General features: G+C 42.6%; 14 protein-coding genes and 1 pseudogene. 1 reads left to right on the top strand and 14 read right to left on the bottom strand.

The features are described from left to right. Positions 1–39: 39 nt before the first annotated feature. The 3 genes from BP549_RS03165 to BP549_RS03155 form a co-directional block, all read right to left on the bottom strand. On the bottom strand, positions 40–552 hold the full coding sequence (locus tag BP549_RS03165) for a hypothetical protein (RefSeq protein WP_292378078.1): 513 nt from the start codon (positions 550–552) through the stop codon (positions 40–42). Positions 553–808: 256 nt separating this feature from the next. Continuing rightward, entirely contained in the window at positions 809–1,084 is a 276-nt protein-coding gene (locus BP549_RS03160; RefSeq protein ID WP_292378075.1) for a DUF86 domain-containing protein, read from the bottom strand. Positions 1,085–1,151: 67 nt separating this feature from the next. Then, a complete protein-coding gene (locus tag BP549_RS03155; RefSeq protein ID WP_292378072.1) occupies positions 1,152–1,448 on the bottom strand; it encodes a nucleotidyltransferase family protein in 297 nt (98 codons plus the stop codon). Between the two features lie 97 nt (positions 1,449–1,545). On the opposite strand from BP549_RS03155, the gene BP549_RS03150 reads away from it, so the two are divergent. After that, a complete protein-coding gene (locus BP549_RS03150; protein ID WP_292378069.1) occupies positions 1,546–1,668 on the top strand; it encodes a hypothetical protein in 123 nt (40 codons plus the stop codon). Positions 1,669–1,779: 111 nt separating this feature from the next. Here BP549_RS03150 and BP549_RS03145 read toward each other — a convergent pair whose 3' ends face one another. From BP549_RS03145 to BP549_RS03095, 11 genes and pseudogenes are all read right to left on the bottom strand, one after another. Next, a complete protein-coding gene (locus BP549_RS03145) occupies positions 1,780–3,417 on the bottom strand; it encodes a hypothetical protein (protein WP_292378067.1) in 1,638 nt (545 codons plus the stop codon). Between the two features lie 241 nt (positions 3,418–3,658). Continuing rightward, positions 3,659–4,032: pseudogene (locus tag BP549_RS03140) on the bottom strand (helicase); the annotation flags it as partial. Positions 4,033–4,062: 30 nt separating this feature from the next. Next, positions 4,063–6,015 (bottom strand): tetratricopeptide repeat protein, encoded by a 1,953-nt coding sequence (locus tag BP549_RS03135; protein ID WP_292378065.1) that lies wholly within the window; start codon positions 6,013–6,015, stop codon positions 4,063–4,065. A 39-nt stretch (positions 6,016–6,054) separates the two neighbouring features. Then, complete coding sequence (locus tag BP549_RS03130) at positions 6,055–6,696, bottom strand: hypothetical protein (RefSeq protein WP_292378063.1); 642 nt, start codon at positions 6,694–6,696, stop codon at positions 6,055–6,057. A gap of 262 nt (positions 6,697–6,958) precedes the next feature. Beyond that, positions 6,959–9,826 carry a DEAD/DEAH box helicase gene (locus BP549_RS03125; protein ID WP_292378061.1) on the bottom strand — a complete coding sequence of 956 codons (2,868 nt, stop codon included), beginning with the start codon at positions 9,824–9,826 and terminating at the stop codon, positions 6,959–6,961. A 916-nt stretch (positions 9,827–10,742) separates the two neighbouring features. Continuing rightward, positions 10,743–11,819 carry an ABC transporter ATP-binding protein gene (locus BP549_RS03120; RefSeq protein ID WP_292378058.1) on the bottom strand — a complete coding sequence of 359 codons (1,077 nt, stop codon included), beginning with the start codon at positions 11,817–11,819 and terminating at the stop codon, positions 10,743–10,745. Positions 11,820–11,924: 105 nt separating this feature from the next. After that, entirely contained in the window at positions 11,925–12,851 is a 927-nt protein-coding gene (locus tag BP549_RS03115) for an ABC transporter ATP-binding protein (protein WP_292378057.1), read from the bottom strand. Positions 12,852–12,958: 107 nt separating this feature from the next. Next, positions 12,959–13,798, bottom strand: coding sequence for an ABC transporter permease (locus tag BP549_RS03110; RefSeq protein ID WP_292378213.1), 840 nt, complete (start codon positions 13,796–13,798; stop codon positions 12,959–12,961). Positions 13,799–13,817: 19 nt separating this feature from the next. Next, positions 13,818–14,801 (bottom strand): ABC transporter permease, encoded by a 984-nt coding sequence (locus tag BP549_RS03105; RefSeq protein WP_292378055.1) that lies wholly within the window; start codon positions 14,799–14,801, stop codon positions 13,818–13,820. A gap of 121 nt (positions 14,802–14,922) precedes the next feature. Continuing rightward, positions 14,923–16,746 (bottom strand): ABC transporter substrate-binding protein, encoded by a 1,824-nt coding sequence (locus BP549_RS03100; protein ID WP_292378053.1) that lies wholly within the window; start codon positions 16,744–16,746, stop codon positions 14,923–14,925. Next, positions 16,743–17,366: a hypothetical protein gene (locus BP549_RS03095; protein ID WP_292378052.1), complete on the bottom strand. Its 624-nt coding sequence runs from the start codon at positions 17,364–17,366 to the stop codon at positions 16,743–16,745. The genes BP549_RS03100 and BP549_RS03095 overlap by 4 nt, the downstream gene beginning before the upstream one ends. Positions 17,367–17,508 lie beyond the last annotated feature (142 nt).

The following is a 17,508-nucleotide window of genomic DNA, read 5'->3' as shown; positions in this document are numbered from 1 at the left end:
GTTTTTCAATACCTCTTCCATGCTTCAAAAAGAAAAGTGTTATGTTATTCCTGCTAACTCAGAAGCTCTCTTAAGATGATCTGTACCGGAATTGCGAAATGTACTGGCCTTTTGAAAATTTTCAAGCCCTCCAGTACCATTTTTCGCTTCATTTGCTCCCTGCAACAAAAACTGACCTGCAGAATTATAGTCCTGAAGAGACTCCCGCCATTCATTCTGCGCATCTTGGAGTTTGGGAGATACGGTATATTGATCATTTTCCTGAGTGGCGTTCTGAGTATCATTTACTATTTGTTGTGCATAAACTGCGAGCGTGGTATAATCAGAATTGTTTGTAGCGTTGGATACACCGTCCAAGTCTGTTTTAAGTATCTTCAAATGCTTCTGAACATTAGTTCCCCATGCAATGTCCTGGTAGGCTGACTTGAAGGTATTTAGCGGTGAATTTGGTCGAATCTGAGAAGTGTTTTCATCGTTTTGTGATCCAGCGAAACCTCTAACAATCAGTGCAACTACCAGAATAAACAATATAATATAGATGTATTTCTTCATATACACGCCCCTAAAAGTCCAACTATGACTGTATAAATTAGGAATGGATGTATTATAAGATTTCCATTATTTTTTATATTCGATATAATTTATGGGAAATTTTTGAGAAAGCGTGTATATTGAGACTTCTGAATCAGAAATAAGCGTGTATTGATCATTTTTTTATTATATTTCCACCACAACATGGCTCAAATTAGTAGAATGAGACACAGGATAAGGATCAAAGTTATTAAAAAGCAAAGTGTTGAGACTTTGATTATTTCTCAGTCTCCTGATCATCGAGTATAGCCAGAACCTCATCTTTCAAAGTAGGAATATCAATTTTCACAGTACTCCAGACTGCCTTAAGATCGACGCCAAAACAATGGTGAATTAATCTATCTCGCATGCCTGCAATATTGTTCCAGGGAATGTGGGAATATTTGTCCCGAAGATTCTTGGATAAGTTTTTGGTAGCTTCACCTATAATCTCGATTTGCCTGATCGTTCCGTCTTGAACCAGGCTTCTGGATAGAAAATCGTCTTTTTCCATATTCAGTATATTCTTCAATACGTTCAATTGAATTCAGGATATGGCTGAGGTAAACCAAGTCACTTTTTCATGCCGAGATCACTTTTGCTTCCTTTTTAATTCCATCAATAAGGTATGGACTTATTGATTCTTCGGTGAGCAAATCGATCTTCACTCCAATTAACTCTGAGAGTTCCCTTTCAATTCTTACAAGGTTTAACAGACCTTTAGTTTCAGAAAATTCCACAAGAATATCGATATCGCTTTCCGGCTTTTCTTCTCCTCTTGCATAAGAGCCAAAAACAGCTACTTTCGTTGCTCCTTCTTTTTCAAGGAATGAAGAGATTTTTTCGAACAAATCTTTGTGCCGGGCAGCATTTTCCATGTCAGTATATTTTGTTTCTGATCATTTAAAGTTATACTGATATGAAATAAAGGAACTCGATTCTATCAAAAAACAACTGACAGGCGGAAGAGAGCATATGGTAGATATAGATTGTATACTCACTGACAAGGAAAGAAAGCTCGTAGATAAAAGCTATGAGCACCGGAAAAAAGAAAAACTGACATCCCTTTCTGAGTTCAAGAAAGAACTGGGACTCTAATATGTTTGAATTTTTTCTGGACACGCCTGCAAGGAATTTCATCAAAAAACTCGATTCCAAAACAGATAGAATATTCATCGCAGGTTGTAAGAAATTTTTTAAATAATTCTCTTATTTGTGTTTTAAATAATCAAATTGATTTAAATCAAAGTCTTGACAGTATAGGTATCCACTTTTTGCGTTGTCTTTGAGATCCTGTTTAAATATATCTAAAGCTCTTCTTTTGTCCACAGCGCCATCATAAAGACTTAAAGATAAATCAAGCATAAGTAAAATACCGTGAGCGCCCTCTTCTTTATAATATTTTCTCAGTCTCGTTCTTCCCTTATCATGAATGCAACCCTGAAGTAAAAGATTAGTCAGTTTACTAAATTGAGATCTACTAATAGTAAAATACACATTTGCAGGGATCGGCTCAGGCTTATCTTTATTTTCTGTTTCGGTCTTCTTATTTCGGGTTCGAATTCGTTTGCTAATTTCTTCAATTATTTTGAAGTCATCATCATCTAGCTTATTTTGAGCAAGGATTTGACCCGCAGCAATAGTCTGAACTGCAGACTCCACGTCTTTTTGTGAAATCTTTTTAAGTTCTTTTTCAGAACCAGATCTTTGGCACAAGTTGTCATAACCCTGCTTTAAAATCTCTAAATACCTCCGAGGTATCCCGTTTGCACAATAAGCTGCCAATAAAAATGCCTTCTCATTTTCGAATATCTCGGAAATTGGATCTGTAACATACCTTCCAAAAACATATTCTAATCTTTTTCTTGTAAGCTCATGAAAAAAAGCTTCATATTCATCTGACAATTCATCTAATTGTAAGTATTCAACACCAGCATCTTGTCCGGGCTCAAAATTGAAAGAAACACCCTTTGTTTTCGAGGGATACTTCGTTGCATAAGGAGGATAAACTGAAGCAAAAAAGTAAACATAATTAGTTTCCATATCAGAAGTAAATGCGCCTCTTATCAATTTAAGAAGTCTGAATATTTCTATTTGAGCTTCTTCTGAAGCTTCAGAACATTCGTCCAATAAAAGAATAGCATAGTTATAATTCAAGATTTGTTTTAATTGTCTAAAAAACTCAATAATAAATCCTGCAGCATTTTCGTATGCTAACGTTTTGCCGACATACTGAACTTCTTTTTCATTTAGGTTTGCGAAAAAGTCTTCTAATGTTACCTGAACTTTTTCACCAGCTGAAAAACTAGATTTCACCTGACTTTCGGCTTTCGTTTTATTCAGAATCTTATCTGGAATATAGGTTAATTGCCCAATTAAAGTATCATTGAGAGATTTAATTCTCTTCATTAGTTCATCGATATCATTTTCGCCTTTTAACCCAAACATTCTTTTTATAGTTTCAATAGCTGTTCCATTTTCTCTTTTTTGAACCGCAATTCTAGCCTTTTCTTTTTCTATGATAGATAATGTACTTGTTACAATGCTAGCATATAATTGAATACGGAAGAGACGGATATCACTTCCTTGCCATTCAGAAACTTTGGCTAAAGAAATATAAATAGGTAAAATTTTTCTCTCAGGATAACGATCAATGCATCTTGAAGAAATCATTTTAAGAACATGGGTTTTGCCTGTTCCCCTAATACCTTCGACTAACATATTTTTGCCAGGCCCAGAGATGAATGCATCTATGTCAAAACCCGGATTTATGTGTGTGACGGGAAAAAAACCTCCAGCTTGTGCATCATGATTAAAGAAGTTCGGATTAATATTTACCGCAGACATCGTGAAAAATTACGTGCCCAGTGTTATATATCCTTTAGCATTTTTTACGAGATTAAGTGTGTTTCATAAAATAGTGGCTTAAAATCATTTTTATTTATACAATTAATAAATAGGACCTACGCCGGTGAACTTAAAAATTAACAGCATTAGACCTTCAACTGTATAAAATGCTAAATCAGTCACAAAGCCGAATGTGCTTGATTTTGTATTTTAAGTGCGTAAGTCCTAATAAAGTTTAATTTCATTCCCAGAACTTCTTCGTCTTGACATAATTCCTCTCCGCAATCAGAATATCCCTGTAAAACGCCTCTTCGTCCAATCTCATTTTTCAATCACCCTTGACGCCGTTTCAGGTCCAATTCCCCGGCTGGCAAGCGCAATAACCGCCTTCTTTCCCTGCGAGCGGACTATGCTTGCGTTTCTGTAAACTCTCTGTATCCGCTTCTTTTCTTCGGCGGAGACTTTGACCTTTTTTGCCTGTTTTTTAACAAGGTTGATTTCCTCTTCTTCCCAGGGCTTGAGGGCTGCAATCATCCTGGATTCGCAGACAGGGCAGACGATTTCTTCAGGGACGCTCTTGACCTGCCGGCGGGAGGTCCATTTCTTGAAGGTCGTACTTTAGTTTTGAAAACAGTAGTAGAACAATTAGCTTTCAGGGATATCATCTATCTTTCTTACAACGTCATCCATCAAACACGGATATAAAATAAACTCAAAGTCCTTTGGGCTTTTCATCTCCATTTCTACAGGTGGAGTTTTGAAGGTAAGCTTTGAGATGTGAGGAGAAAACAAAATGAAAATGGGAATCGAAACAAGTACATAATATAGGATATTGTTTACAGGGAAAGAATCAAAATTCACGAAAATTTCATTAGATTTAGTGAGCGTATTATTGTAGACCGATTTATTTTCAGTGATAGTCTCAGTAAGATTTTTTGGAATAGTTGTATTATTGGTCATATTGGAAGTAATATTATTGGTCATATTGGAAGTAATATTTGTCTCTATAAAAAAATCCTTAAATTGACTTAAATAGATAAATTTGAATAAGATCGAATATATAAATGGGTGGAATAACAGTAAAACAATAAATCCAAATGAAGAAAAGGTAAAAATAACTCTTTTTGTCCAGTGATAAGTGGGGGAAGATAACCACCATGTCCACCAGGGAGACCGTATATAGTTGGTTGAAATATAATCAAACAGTGGAGAAGCAGATTTTTTTATATGTTTTGGACCCTGTTTTATGCACTCTTCAAGGTAAATTTTAGCCTCGAAATAGTCGCCTACTTTATAGTAAAGGCATCCTAAGAGATATAGAACGTAAGACTTAACATTCTCAAGTTCATAATTTTCTAAGGTTGAATTTATTGATTTCAAATATTTTCCTTTAATCTTGACTAAAGTTGAATTTATTAATTTGAAATGTTCTTCTATGATCTTGAAAGAGATGGATTTAATTAAAAAATACCTAAAAATAGGTAAAAAAAGTAGTTCTATATTCTTTTTTACCCAAAAGAAGAAATCGGCTAACATATCCAGTACAACGTGACTGGGAATCTCCTTTCCCTTACAACAAACAGAGGAGTACATTTCCAGTTCCCGAATGATTGAATAATGCTCATTTTTAAATTTAGAATTTTCATCCTCCTTTTTGTCGGAAGATCTATTTGAAGATTGAGAATTATTTGGTTTGAGGGGTAGAGAGTTAATCACCTTTTTGGAGACATCTATAACTCTTTCATCTATAGATTTAGTCTCACGAGACCACACAACCTGTGGTTTTTCTTCTTTATTCTCGCTCGAAAGAGACTCTTGATCAAGCACCTCTAGATAATGAGCGTAAGCTTTCCAAAGTACAAGAAATAAATCCACCTTTGAGTATTGAAATGCATGGTCAAAAGATTCGACAGCCTCTTCATACTTTTTATCTTTAAGCTGGAGCTGGCCTTTCAGTCTCCATGCATCAGCATTTCTTATATCAAAATCAAGTGCTTTGTTGATCTTTTCATATGAGAGCTCGGAGCTCCCAAGATACAGAAAAATCTTAGCAAGATAAACATTTGCTAAAGCGTAATCAGGCTTTAATTTAAGAGCCTTTTCAAAAGCTTCTTTCGCTTTTCCATACTCTTTTTGATAAAAAAAGACTGCGCCTTTATTAGTCCAGGCGTTGTAATTTGATGGATTTGATTCAATAGCGTTGTCAAAGTCTTCAAGAGATTTTTTGTAGTCCTTAATATTAAAATAAACCTGACCTCGGTTATTATATGCGATAGAATATTTTTTATTTATATCTGTGGCTTTTGTGTATGCTTCTATTGCATTTCCATATTTTCCCATTTTCACAAAAATATTACCTTTATTGTTGTAAGCAAGAGCATAATTTGAGTTAACCTTGGTGGAAAGATTAAAGGCTTCTATAGCTTTTTCGTTATTTTCGAGACCGGAATAAGCAATCCCCAGATTGTAGAGAAGTTTATCTAAGTTCTTTTTTATATAATTCTCTACATATTTTTTATCCACTTTAAACTGGTCAAAATTGCAAAGATTTTTATTTTTACAAAAATTTTTATTAAAATTTTTATTAACAGTTTCCACAAATTCATCATTAATTTTTTTTCTACCAATTTCTAGATACTATATACCCAAATGATGTGTTCTTAAAATTAGATCTTCAAATGATTTATCCAAAGAATCAAAACTTTTACTTTTTAGTTCAGAAATTATTCCTTTGATAGACTTCAGCAAAGTAAGATAGTCGGCTTTACATTCATAAGCCGGATCAATGCTTTTACTTTTCGAGATCAAATTATCTAAGTTTGAATCTTTTACTTTTAACTCATCTAAAATCGATTCATATAAATTATTTTTCTTGGACTCATTTTGCTTTTTATTCTGTACCAACCTATCAAGGAGATTTGAAAAGTCAAGATATGATTGCCCAATTTTAAGATCTTTTAGGGGATTATCACTTAAACAAAAATACAGAATAGATTTCAGATAATTTTCGAGATAAAAGTATGCTAAGCCTGTATTGTAGTTTAAATCTTTTTTGTCGTTTTTATCTATTTTTAACGAACCCATTAAATATTCTCTAGCTTCAGTCTCCTTTTGAAGTTCATATAAACAAATTCCTATGTTTATTTTAGCTTTGCATTTAACACCAACTTTTGTACTTTTCATAGCTGTTTCAAACTCTGAAATAGCCTTACTGTAATCCCCTTTTTTCAATGATTCAAAGCCTTCTAATAGATCCGCAGAATTGTTAGAATTGTTCATCTCCTTCAAACACCCAATTCGGAGCTTTCCAATAAAAATGACCTCACCGGAGAAAGAGAGTTTTTAATATCTATTCAATTATATACAAATATAATCTATAGAATATGAAATCAGAAACTATCGTATACAATACTTGATCAAAATAAATCAAGAAATTAAACAATATCAACATTAGTTAGAAAAAAGATAGGAGTTATTCACAGATACACAGAAGAAGAAAAGTCAAACATATATCTTATTGCCTGAGCCAATCCTTCACCCTTCATTCCCAAAACTTCTTCGTCTTCACATAATTCCTCTCCGCAATCAGAATATCCCTGTAAAACGCCTCTTCGTCTACCCTCATTTTTTCAATGACTCTTGATGCCGTATCAGGCCCAATTCCACGGCTGGCAAGCGCAATAACTGCCTTTTTTCCCTGCGAGCGGACTATGCTTGCATTTCTGTAAACTCTCTGTATCCGTTTCTTTTCTTCGGAGGAGACTTTGACCTTTTTTGCCTGTTTTTTGACAAGGTTGATTTCCTCTTCTTCCCAGGGTTTGAGGGCTGCAATCATCCTGGATTCGCAGACCGGGCAAACGATTTCTTCAGGTACACTCTTGACCTGCCGGCGGGAGGTCCATTTCTTGCAGTTCGTGCAGAATAAAACGATTCTGTCATTCATAATGCGTTCTTTAAGGGCAAGCACAATTGAACGGTCGGCTTTTTCCGGCGCGACCAGGTCTTTTTTCATTGCAAAGCCAGCTGAACCGATTGGGGTTGGCTGGGAAACTTCGACTGAAATCTTGCCGGTTGCAAGTCTTGTAAGGACTTCTTTTGTCCTCGGGACGTCAAGCAGGTCGTGGAAGATTTCCCGAATGACCTCATCGTACATCGAGGAACCCTGGTAGATTTCCAGCAGCTTTTTCATGCTTATCCGGTCGTAGTCAACGTCCCGGGACAGGGCTCCGAATTTTCGGGCCACGTGGACCATTTTCCATTTCATCAGAGTCGTGTTCTTCAGGGTCATTTCTATGATCGGTTCAACATGTTCAGGGCGAAGGGAAAGCAGCATATCTCGAATCTGCATAGGGCCTACCCGGCGTGGAAGGGTCATCCGAATCCTGTACGGGTCTACCTCCTGGGCGACACTGCTCCCAAAACGGGCTGAAAGGAGCGAGGTCAGGACTCGAGCAAGGGTGCCGTTTGTATTATGGCCGAAACAAGCGTTCAAAGTCACAGCGTCTCCTTCGTCTTCGATCACGATTGTATCTGCGTCAGGCAGGGGGAAGCCTCCTTCTACATGCTCGCGCACCAGGCGGATCAGTTCGAGCACGGCGTTCCTTGCTACGGGATATTCTGCCTTGAGCTTTTCAGCAATGGCTTCGTCGTCAAGTTCTGCGCGGATAAAGGCTGCAATTTCCGCTCTAAGCTTTCCTACATCCTGGGCTACCTCAAAAGGCACAGGGATTTCTTCGCCGGTCCAGCTTGGAACCTCTCCCATGCCCTCCACAGGCTCGACTTTGATCCTGTCTTTTGCCTGCTCGCGGTCTGGCATCTCAACAATCCGCCACATGTACCCTTTCGTTATGAAAACGGCGCCCGGTTCTGCAAAATTCACGACAAAAGCTTCATCCAGCACGCCGACCGATTTCCCGCTAACAATATCGTAGATCTCGTACTTCTTTTCATCTGGAATCATGGACAGGTTCTCGTAATAGTATTCCCAGCTTTTCCTCCGTTTTTTCAGCACGTTTGAGCCTTTTTCGTGCCAGACAAGTTTGTAATCTCCTATCTGACCCACAACTCTTTGCAGTTCCTCCAGCTGCAGATCCCGGAATGGGTACGTCCGCCGAAGAATCCTGAGAATTTTATCAATATCAACCTCGCCAAAATCCATAACCATGCCTGCGATCTGGTTTGCCACGACATCCAGAGATTTTATATGCGGAGAAACCTCTTCAACCCTGCCTTCTAGTGCAGCTTTTGTAATTGCCATACTTTCTGCAGTGTCGTCAACTTCCATAGAAATTATCGTGCCCCGTGAAATCGAATGCAACTTATGCCCTGCTCTTCCTACCCTCTGGAGCAGCCTTGAAACCTGACGAGGAGACCCGTACTGGACCACCTGATCGACGTTTCCGATGTCGATTCCAAGCTCCATTGACGAGGTGCAGATGAGACCTTTCAGGGCTCCGGATTTGAAAGCTTCCTCAGCTTCCACCCGGGCTTCAAAAGAAAGCGACCCATGATGCACACCTATGGATGTCCCAAGTTTCCTGAAACCGGCAGCCAGAGCCTCGGCACTCTGCCGAGTATTTACAAAAACAAGAGTTGACTGGCTATCTTCCATAATTTTCCGGATGCAGAGCAGGTGAGATGCAAATTCGGGCTCGCAACCTACTGTTTTGGCAATTTTCAGGACTTCTTTATCCTGGATCTCCCCCTCGACTGAAACTTGAGGGTTGACCACATCAAACTCAAGCAGCTTCAACAGGGCTACCTCAATTACAGTGAAATCCCTTCCATTGCCTGCCAGGAACTTAGCAATTTCCCAGGGGTTCCCGACTGTTGCAGAAAGTCCGATCCTCTGAAACTCCCCTGAGATTTCCACAAGCCTCTCAAGCCCGACAGCGAGCTGAGCACCCCGTTTTGAACCTGCAAGCTCATGGATTTCGTCTATTACGACATGGGTTACAGTTTCGAGGTTCTGGCGCAGACGAGAGCCAGTAAACATTGCCTGCAAGGTTTCAGGGGTTGTGATCAGTACATCAGGAGGGTTTCTTGACTGGCGCTGCCTTTCACTTTGTGGAGTATCCCCATGCCGAACCTGAACCTTGATATCGAGTAACTTCCCGAGGATCTCAATGCGAGAAAGCATATCCCTATTAAGGGCCCTCAAAGGAGTTATATAAAGGGCTGATATCCCCTTTCTGGCTTCTCGCTTCTTTTTCAGGATACTGTTAAAAACAGGCAGCACGGCTGATTCGGTTTTGCCGGAACCTGTAGGAGCTATCAAAAGAGTATGCTTTCCATCCATTATGTGAGGAAATGACCTCTCCTGAGGCTCTGTGGGTTTTGTAAAACCAAGAGTTTTGAGAGCTTCCTGTATTTTTGGATGAAAGGTATTGAAAATGTTATGAAATATCATGTTTTTGTAATCGGTTTTTGGTTAAGATGTTCAATTATTGTGTTAGTCAACACCAGTATAAATAATTCTATGCAAGCATGGATAAGGTGGGCGAGAGAAATAGATATAGGAAAGAGAAGAGCTTCAGAAAAACGTGAAAATCAATATGAGTGTTCAAATATATAAATTAAATTATAATTTAAAACAAAATTAAAGTACAGTTTTAAAAGTTGGGCCGAACGTTAGTAAGCATTGTTATTATAAACTATTTTATGCAGCACAACTCTCTTATTGACAAAGAAGAAAATAATAATGAAAGCGATAATTCTAATTCATTATTCTTAAATAATTGGCTAATACAACCATGAAGTTACTGTAGAACTGCTTAACTCAAAAATACTTCTATATTTAAGAATCAATATACTTCAATTCCTGGAGAAGCTATAGAAGGCCAATTTCCAGCTTCTTCTAGGTTTAACGGAAGTAAAAATTGCTGCTTTTGATCGTACTTTTTAAATGTGGTAGAACACTGGATTAAGTTCTGTAAAAAATATAAAGATTATGAGGCTTCTAGTCCAAATGTACGATCGGGCATAGTTTCGAGACAGCCTGTTATAATCCTTTTTAGTGAAATTAGGGGAAATATTCCTTATTTCATTAAGCGATGATCTCATATAGAAATAATCATCTACATTGCTAAATATTCTATGTTTGAAGTTATTAGGAAATCCGTCAATGTCGCGAATTCGCTGTAAATCTGGAATCAAGTTTTTGTATCTGTATATAATTTCGTTTTTTAGATATGAATTTTCTACATGATAACTTTTTAATAATAAGTTCTTAATTTTTGACTTTACAGAAAATTGGCACACTACCAAACCCGGCTGCAAAACCAACTGAAAAACCGAAAAAAAGGATAGTTTTGAGCCTGTTTTTTTCAGTCTAAGATAGAAAAACTAGAAGGGCTCAAAACCCAATGCCCTTTTGAAATTTCAACCAGTTCTTCATTTTTGTTTGCATTTTCCCATCTTGGCTCCTGCTGCATTCTTTTTTTGCAGGGTTTGAACTTTTCTTTCAAAAATGACAACAGCGAAAAACCGGAAATTTCTGGCCCGTTTCCTGAAAAACATGAGTTTAATTTTCCTCGGGCCGCAGTCCAGGCAGCGAGACCGGAGAAACCTTTTTCATCCGGAATCCTGGCTGCAGCCTTGGAAAAACTCCGTTTGGTCGGAACCGGTCCTACTTCCAAATCCGGAAAAAGCAGGCTTTTTGTGCAGGGATGTGTGGGGTTTTTGAAAACCTCTTCCGTTTTCCCGAGTTCAACAAGTTTTCCCGCATGCATAACCGCTACCCTGTCGCACATCTTTTTCACGACTTCAAGGTCATGGGAAATAAAAAGAAGGGTCAACCCCCGTTCTTGCCTGAGTTTTTGCAGCAGGCCAAGGATCTGGGCCTGCACCGAGACATCCAGAGCGGAGGTAGGTTCGTCGGCCACAAGTAAATCCGGCTCCAGCGCAAGGGCTCTTGCAAGAGCAGCCCTCTGGTTCTGCCCTCCGCTTAACTGAAAGGGATAGCGAGAATAAAGGCCCGGTTCAAGTTCTACCAGTTCCATCAGTTTCAGGGCATCGGTCCTTGCCTCTTCCTTTGAAAGCGGAGCTTTCAGCCTCAGGGCCTCTTCTAGGCTTGTCCCAATCCGCATACAGGGATTGAGGGAAGAAGTCGGATCCTGAAAAAGTGGCTGGATCCGTGGCCTGATTTCCCTTAAAGCCCTGCCGTCCAAAGCCGTAAGCTCGATCCCGCAAAAGCACACACTTCCGAAAGTTGGCCGGATAAGCTGGAGCAGGGCAAGCCCCAGGCTCGTTTTTCCGGAACCACTCTCCCCTACCAGGCCCAGAGCTTCGCCTTTTTTCAGGGAAAATGACACTCTGTCAACGGCCCGTAAGCTCTGTTTTCGATCTTTATCTATCGAGGGACCGGTCATGAAACTAACAGTCAGATCTTTTACCTCAAGCATAAAATTACCTCAAGAATGCACAAATTACCACTGACATACTCAAATCACCTCAGGTATGCACAATCCTGAACATACACAAATTGCCGCTGGTATGCACAAATCAACTCAAACATAGAGCCAGCACCTGCAAAAATGTCTGTTTCCCGTATCAAACAGGGGAGGATGCTGCCTCCGGCAACGGGCCATAGCTCCGGGACAGCGGGAATGAAACCTGCAACCATCGGGTAAAGCTGTTAAAGGAGGGCTCCGACCTAGAATAGGCTGCATGCCCCTTGCCGGGAGGGCAAAAAGCAGACCCCGGGTATAAGGGTGCAGGGGATTTTCAAAAACTGTGTCCTTATCTCCAAGTTCCACAAGTTCCCCGGCATACATCAGGGCAAGCCGGGTGCAAAGCATAGCCGCAGCCTCCAGGTCGTGAGTGATAAAGAGCAAGGCCTGATTTCTCGTTACTGCGCCAAGCAAGGTTATAATCCGGGCCCGGTTCAGGGAATCAAGCCCTTTCGTAGGCTCGTCTGCGAGCAGAAGGGAAGGGGAAAATGCAAGGGAGAGCGCAATCACAATCCTCTCACACATTCCCCCGCTGCATTCGTGGGGATAGGCTTTTGTCCAGGAATCAGGGTCAATCGCCCCGACCGAGCGAAGCAATTCGGGCATTTTTGCTGCGGCTTCTTTTTTAGAATATCCCGCCTGCCGGAGGGTTTCAAGGAGCTGTTTTCCAACCGTTTGCAGGGGGTTTAAAGCGCGGTTTTGCGGGATCAGAGCAAGTTCCCTGCCCCTGAGCCTGCGCATTTCGGTCGGGGCAAGGCCTAGGAGATTCCTGCCCTGATAAAGAATTTCCCCTTCACAGAGGGCATCGGGCTGAAGCAGACGCAGGATCGCATGGGTGAGCACGGACTTACCGGACCCGGTCTCCCCGATCAGCCCGAGCTTTTCCCGCACTCCAAGTTGCAGGTCTACGCAATCCACAGCCCTAACAGGCCCTGCTTCGGTCGGAAAAGTTACTTTCAAGCTTTTTATTTCTATGAGCTCCATCTGAATAATTCCTCTTTGCTTTGGAAAGTCCTTCTGAGTTTGAAAATTACTAATTGATTTGAACAGTCCTCACACTTTTGGAAAAATCTCATGAATCCGAAAGTTCCTCAATCACATTCAAAGAAGGTCTGTTTTTCATGTCTCAGCTGCGGGGAAAGCCAGGGCTCCAGGCTGTAACCCAGCAGGGAAAGGGAAAAAGAAAGCCCGACCATTGCAAAACAGGGAGGTAAAAACCAGTTCCACAACCCAAGAGCAAAACCGCCTCCCGAATATACCTGGTGTAGCATCTGGCCCCAGTCCACAATTTCCGGGTCTCCAAGCCCGAGGAAGCTCAGCCCTACCCCGAGCAGCATATAGTGCTGGGCCCCAAACAGGAATTTTACAAGCGTAAGTGGGAAGACTGAAGGCAAAATGTACCTGAACATGATATGAAAATCACTGAGGCCCAGGCCCTTTGCCGCATATACGAAATTTTCCGTGGAAAGAGAGAGTACTTTTGCTCGGATTATCCTGGCCTGCGTCAGGCTCCCGAGCAGCCCCATAACCCCGCAGAGGAGATAGAGTCCCGGCCTCAGGTAAATGCTCAACACAAGGAGCAAGGGCAGCTGGGGAATGGTCATGAGCACGTCAAGAGTTCCTGAAATCACCCTGTCAGTGCGGCCGCCCAAAAAGCCTGAAAAGACTCCCAGGCCTGTACCCAGCCCGGTGGAGATGCAGGCGCCCAGAAAGCCGAAAAACAGAGTGGCCCGGCTCCCCAAAAGCAGCATGCTAAAAAGATCCTGCCCGAAATCGTTGGTTCCAAAAAAATGATCCGGGCTCGGGCTTTCACAGGGGCTGCCGCTTATTTCCAAAGGGTCATAAGGAGCAAGCCAGGAAGCCAGGAGGGCTACGAGCAGATAAAGCAGCAAAAGGGCAAGTCCAGCAAGAAAGGCTTTTTCTCGAAACAGCTTACTTCCTCCTGCCAGCTTACTCCCCCCTAATTCGGCTTCTGATTCTCGGGTCTATCAGGGGATAGAGTAGATCGGCGGTGAGATTGGCGATGATTGTGAGCAGGGTATCAACTAGGAAAATCCCCTGCAAAAGAGGCAGGTCATGGGCTTCGAGAGCGGAAAATGTAAGCAGCCCGAGCCCCGGCCAGGCAAAGACGGTCTCTATGAAGACGCTGCCCGCAAGCATGTGGGCGCAGTGCAGAGAGGTCATGGTCAGCACGGGCAGGACGGAGTTAGGAAGAGCATGCTGAAAAAGAATCCGGCTCTCGGAAAAACCTCTTGCCCTTGCGGCCAGGATATAATCTTCCCCAAGGGTATCGAGCATGGAGTTTCGCATAAGGTAATAGATCCCCGGAACCGAGCAGAGGGTAAGGGTCAACACGGGCAGGAGGGCATGCCGGAAAAGCCCGGCAGGTTCCGTACTCGGCAGGCTCACGTAGCCCCCAAAAGGCAGTAGCCCCAGTCGGAAGCTGAATATGAAAAGCCCGGCAAAGCCCCAGCAGTAAGAAGGAACCGCTCCTACAAAAACCAAGGAATGGAGGAGGAAAGCATCCGTTTTCGAACCGTTTTTCCAGCCCGAACAGGCTCCGAGCCCTATGCCCAGGCCAGCAGAAAGGAGAGTCGAAGGTAAAAGCAGCACAAGAGTCCAGTATAGTTTTTCCCGGATAAGGGAAAAAACCGGAAGCCCATATTCAAAAGAATGTCCCCAGTTGCCTTTCAGGATGCCCGTAAGGTAGAGGAGGTATTGCTTTGGCAGGGGCAGATCCAGTCCAACCTCATGTTTGAAGGAAGCTACCAGTTCAGGAGGGGCATATCTTCCGATTTCCAGCAGCAAATCGGTCATATAATCCCCGGGCAAAGAGCGGAGGAGGAAAAAAGTAAGGGTAATGCTGAGAAGGAAAGCCAGCAGACCTGAGAAAAACCTTCTCAGGATATACCTGTTCCCAATCTCTAAAACCATTTTTTTTCCCTCCATGCCTTTTCAATTCAGATATACGCTTTTGATTCGGAAACTCAGCTTAAACCGCCCTCATCGATTGAGGTATCTACGAGCTTTGAGTTAAGCGTCCGCAAACTTCGATTCAGGAAGCCTGGGAACTCACGGGTTTGATGTTCAAAAAGACCTTTTTATCCAGGATTCCAGCCTGCAAAGGCAGAACGTTTTCCCAGCCCGTAAAACGGTCAGTGCGGTAAGCCACGAGCGTACCCGTGCTGCAGACCGGAATGGTGGGTACGTCTTCGGCCAGGACGGCCTGCATCCGGTACCCGATTTCTTTCCTTTTGTCCCGGTCAGCGGTGTTTTTCAACTCTTCCATCAGCCGGTTATATTCGGGGCTGTCGTAGTGGTAGTAGTTGCTGCCTGCAGGGCTTCTGTAGAAATTATTCAGGTCTTCCAAATCGTCGTGCATGGTGCCGGGCATGCCATCGATGAAGATTGGACTCTCTCCTATTTGTTCAAGATAGATATCCTCTGGGACGGCCTCTAATTCCACATCAAAACCCAGTTTTTCCTCCCAGTCCATTTTTATGACGTTCAGGAGTTTTTCATCAGCCCTGTTCATATGGGCCTTACCTCCGAGCGGGATTTTCAGGTGAATTTGATCCCCGTTTTTATACCGGACCTTTCCATCGGAATCCACGGAAAAGTTATCTGAGACCTTAAAAAGGTCCCTTGCCTTTCCAAGGTCGTAGTCATATTTCCCGATGTAGTCCGGGTTTACAAAATCATGCGCAAGATCCGGGAGCAGGAATACGGTCTCAGTAGGTTCCGCGTTCCCCAGCATATTAGCGGCATTTTCCCGGTTCACGGCATGGCTTAAGGCCTGCCTGAAGAGGGGATCATTTGCTGGGAACTGTTCGCAGTTAAAGGCGATTTCATAGCCCGTAGCATCCGGAATGTTGTAAACTTTTATGTTATCTTTACCCTTGAGTTTCTCTGCCTCTACGGGAGTTATTTCGGGCAGCACGTCGATTTCCCCACTTTGAAGCGCAAAGAGCCGGCTTGAAGCATCCGGGATCAGTTTCAGGGCCACCTCTTTTACATAGGGGCTATCCCCGTGGTAGGCTTCACTTGCTTCCAGAAGGAAGTACTGGCCTCTCTCGGCCGCTTTGTATCTGAAAGGGCCCGACCCTATAAAGTGGGTATCGCCGGACGCGTATTCGTCATAGCTTGCGGGATTCTCAACGTTTTCCCAGATGTGTTTAGGAAAGATGGCAATGCCCGGGGAATGAGAAAGCCTATCCGGGAAGGTCGGATCCGGGTTTTCAAGATAAAAGACCGCGGTCTGCGCATCAGGGCATTCGACTCTCTCAACGGAGTTGAGCACAAAAGCAAGCTTGAGCTTTTTATCCTTGAGGTAATCATGGGTGAATTTGACATCTTCGGAGTTTACCGTTTCTCCATCCTGCCATTTTGCTTCTTTGAGCCGGAAAGTCCAGACCTTCGCGTCTTCTGAGGAGCTCCAGCTTTCTGCAAGCCAGGAGTCGTAGTTGCCGTCCCTGTTCCGGGTTACAAGTCCTTCATAGATCAAAGAGCCTGTGGGCACTCCCATTTTGTACCAGATGTTGGGCGTGATGAAATCTTTCTCCGAGGAAACCGGGATTACTACTCTGCCGTAAGGAATATGCCTGAAGTTGTGAGCTGAAAGGGATAATTCTTCCGCCGAGAGATGAGGCCTTTCTTTTCCAAGATAGCTGTATTCCATGTGGGATAAAATGGAGCTTGCAAGTTCCTCGTCCGAAACGCAGGTGTCACCGCTGGAATCACCGGGAATTACGCTTGCTCCTGCAGGCAGGATACAGGCCGGCAAAAAAAGGCCCAGGATAAATAATAAGCAAAACCATGAGCGTACAGGTTGCAAAGAGTTTTCTTTTAAGATTCTGAATTTAAAGGATTTGAGATTCACAAAATTCCTCCCTTCTTTTCCTTACGGGATTTTTCCAGAGCCCTGAACCCAGCCGCAAATCCTATTGCCCCTCCCAGGAGTCCTGGGCCTGCAAAAGGCAACCTGCCGGGTTTTTGGTCAGAGGCATTCCCGGGATTAGAGACCATATCCCGGGCTTTGCCGGTTGAGTCCCCAGATTTGGAATAAGAGGAGGATGAGACAACTACTTCCGAATTACCCTGTACTTTTCCTTTCTTCTGTCCGAGAACCTCTTCCCACTCCCCGCTAAAAATTCCATCTCCTGAAGCAGGGGCTTTTACGCTGTAGCTTACTTTATCCTCTTCAAGAAGAGCAAAAATGACATGTTGCCCCTCAACCCGCACCCGGGTTTCAGGCAGGGAGCTATTGAGATAGATGAAACCCTGTGGAAGTGTTTCAACAATGCCTCCTGTCTCAAAACCCGAAACATTCAGCTGCACTTCAAACTCCGAACCCGGAGCCACAGATGGCGGAAGCGTTCGCTCGACCGTACAGGAGGAGTCTGTTCCGGCTGCAAGAGCCTGGCCCGGGAGTGTCGAGAGCAGCACACAAAAAACCAGTGCGAGCGCGCATAATGACAATGAAAATTCATTTTGTATCATTCTAAGCTCCTGAAAAATCTGAAGGTGAAATAGCATTTTCTTTTTCGATATATTCCGGAATTGCGCAACCGTTATGTTCAGATAAACATATCGATATATATATAGTTTTTTGAGAATTATCAGTAAAATGGTCTGTGAGGCA

Origin of the sequence: Methanosarcina sp. UBA289, assembly GCA_002496565.1 — an archaeon.
GTDB lineage: Archaea > Halobacteriota > Methanosarcinia > Methanosarcinales > Methanosarcinaceae > Methanosarcina.
Note: the sequence above shows the minus strand (reverse complement) of the source record. Positions and strands in the feature narration are given on the sequence as shown.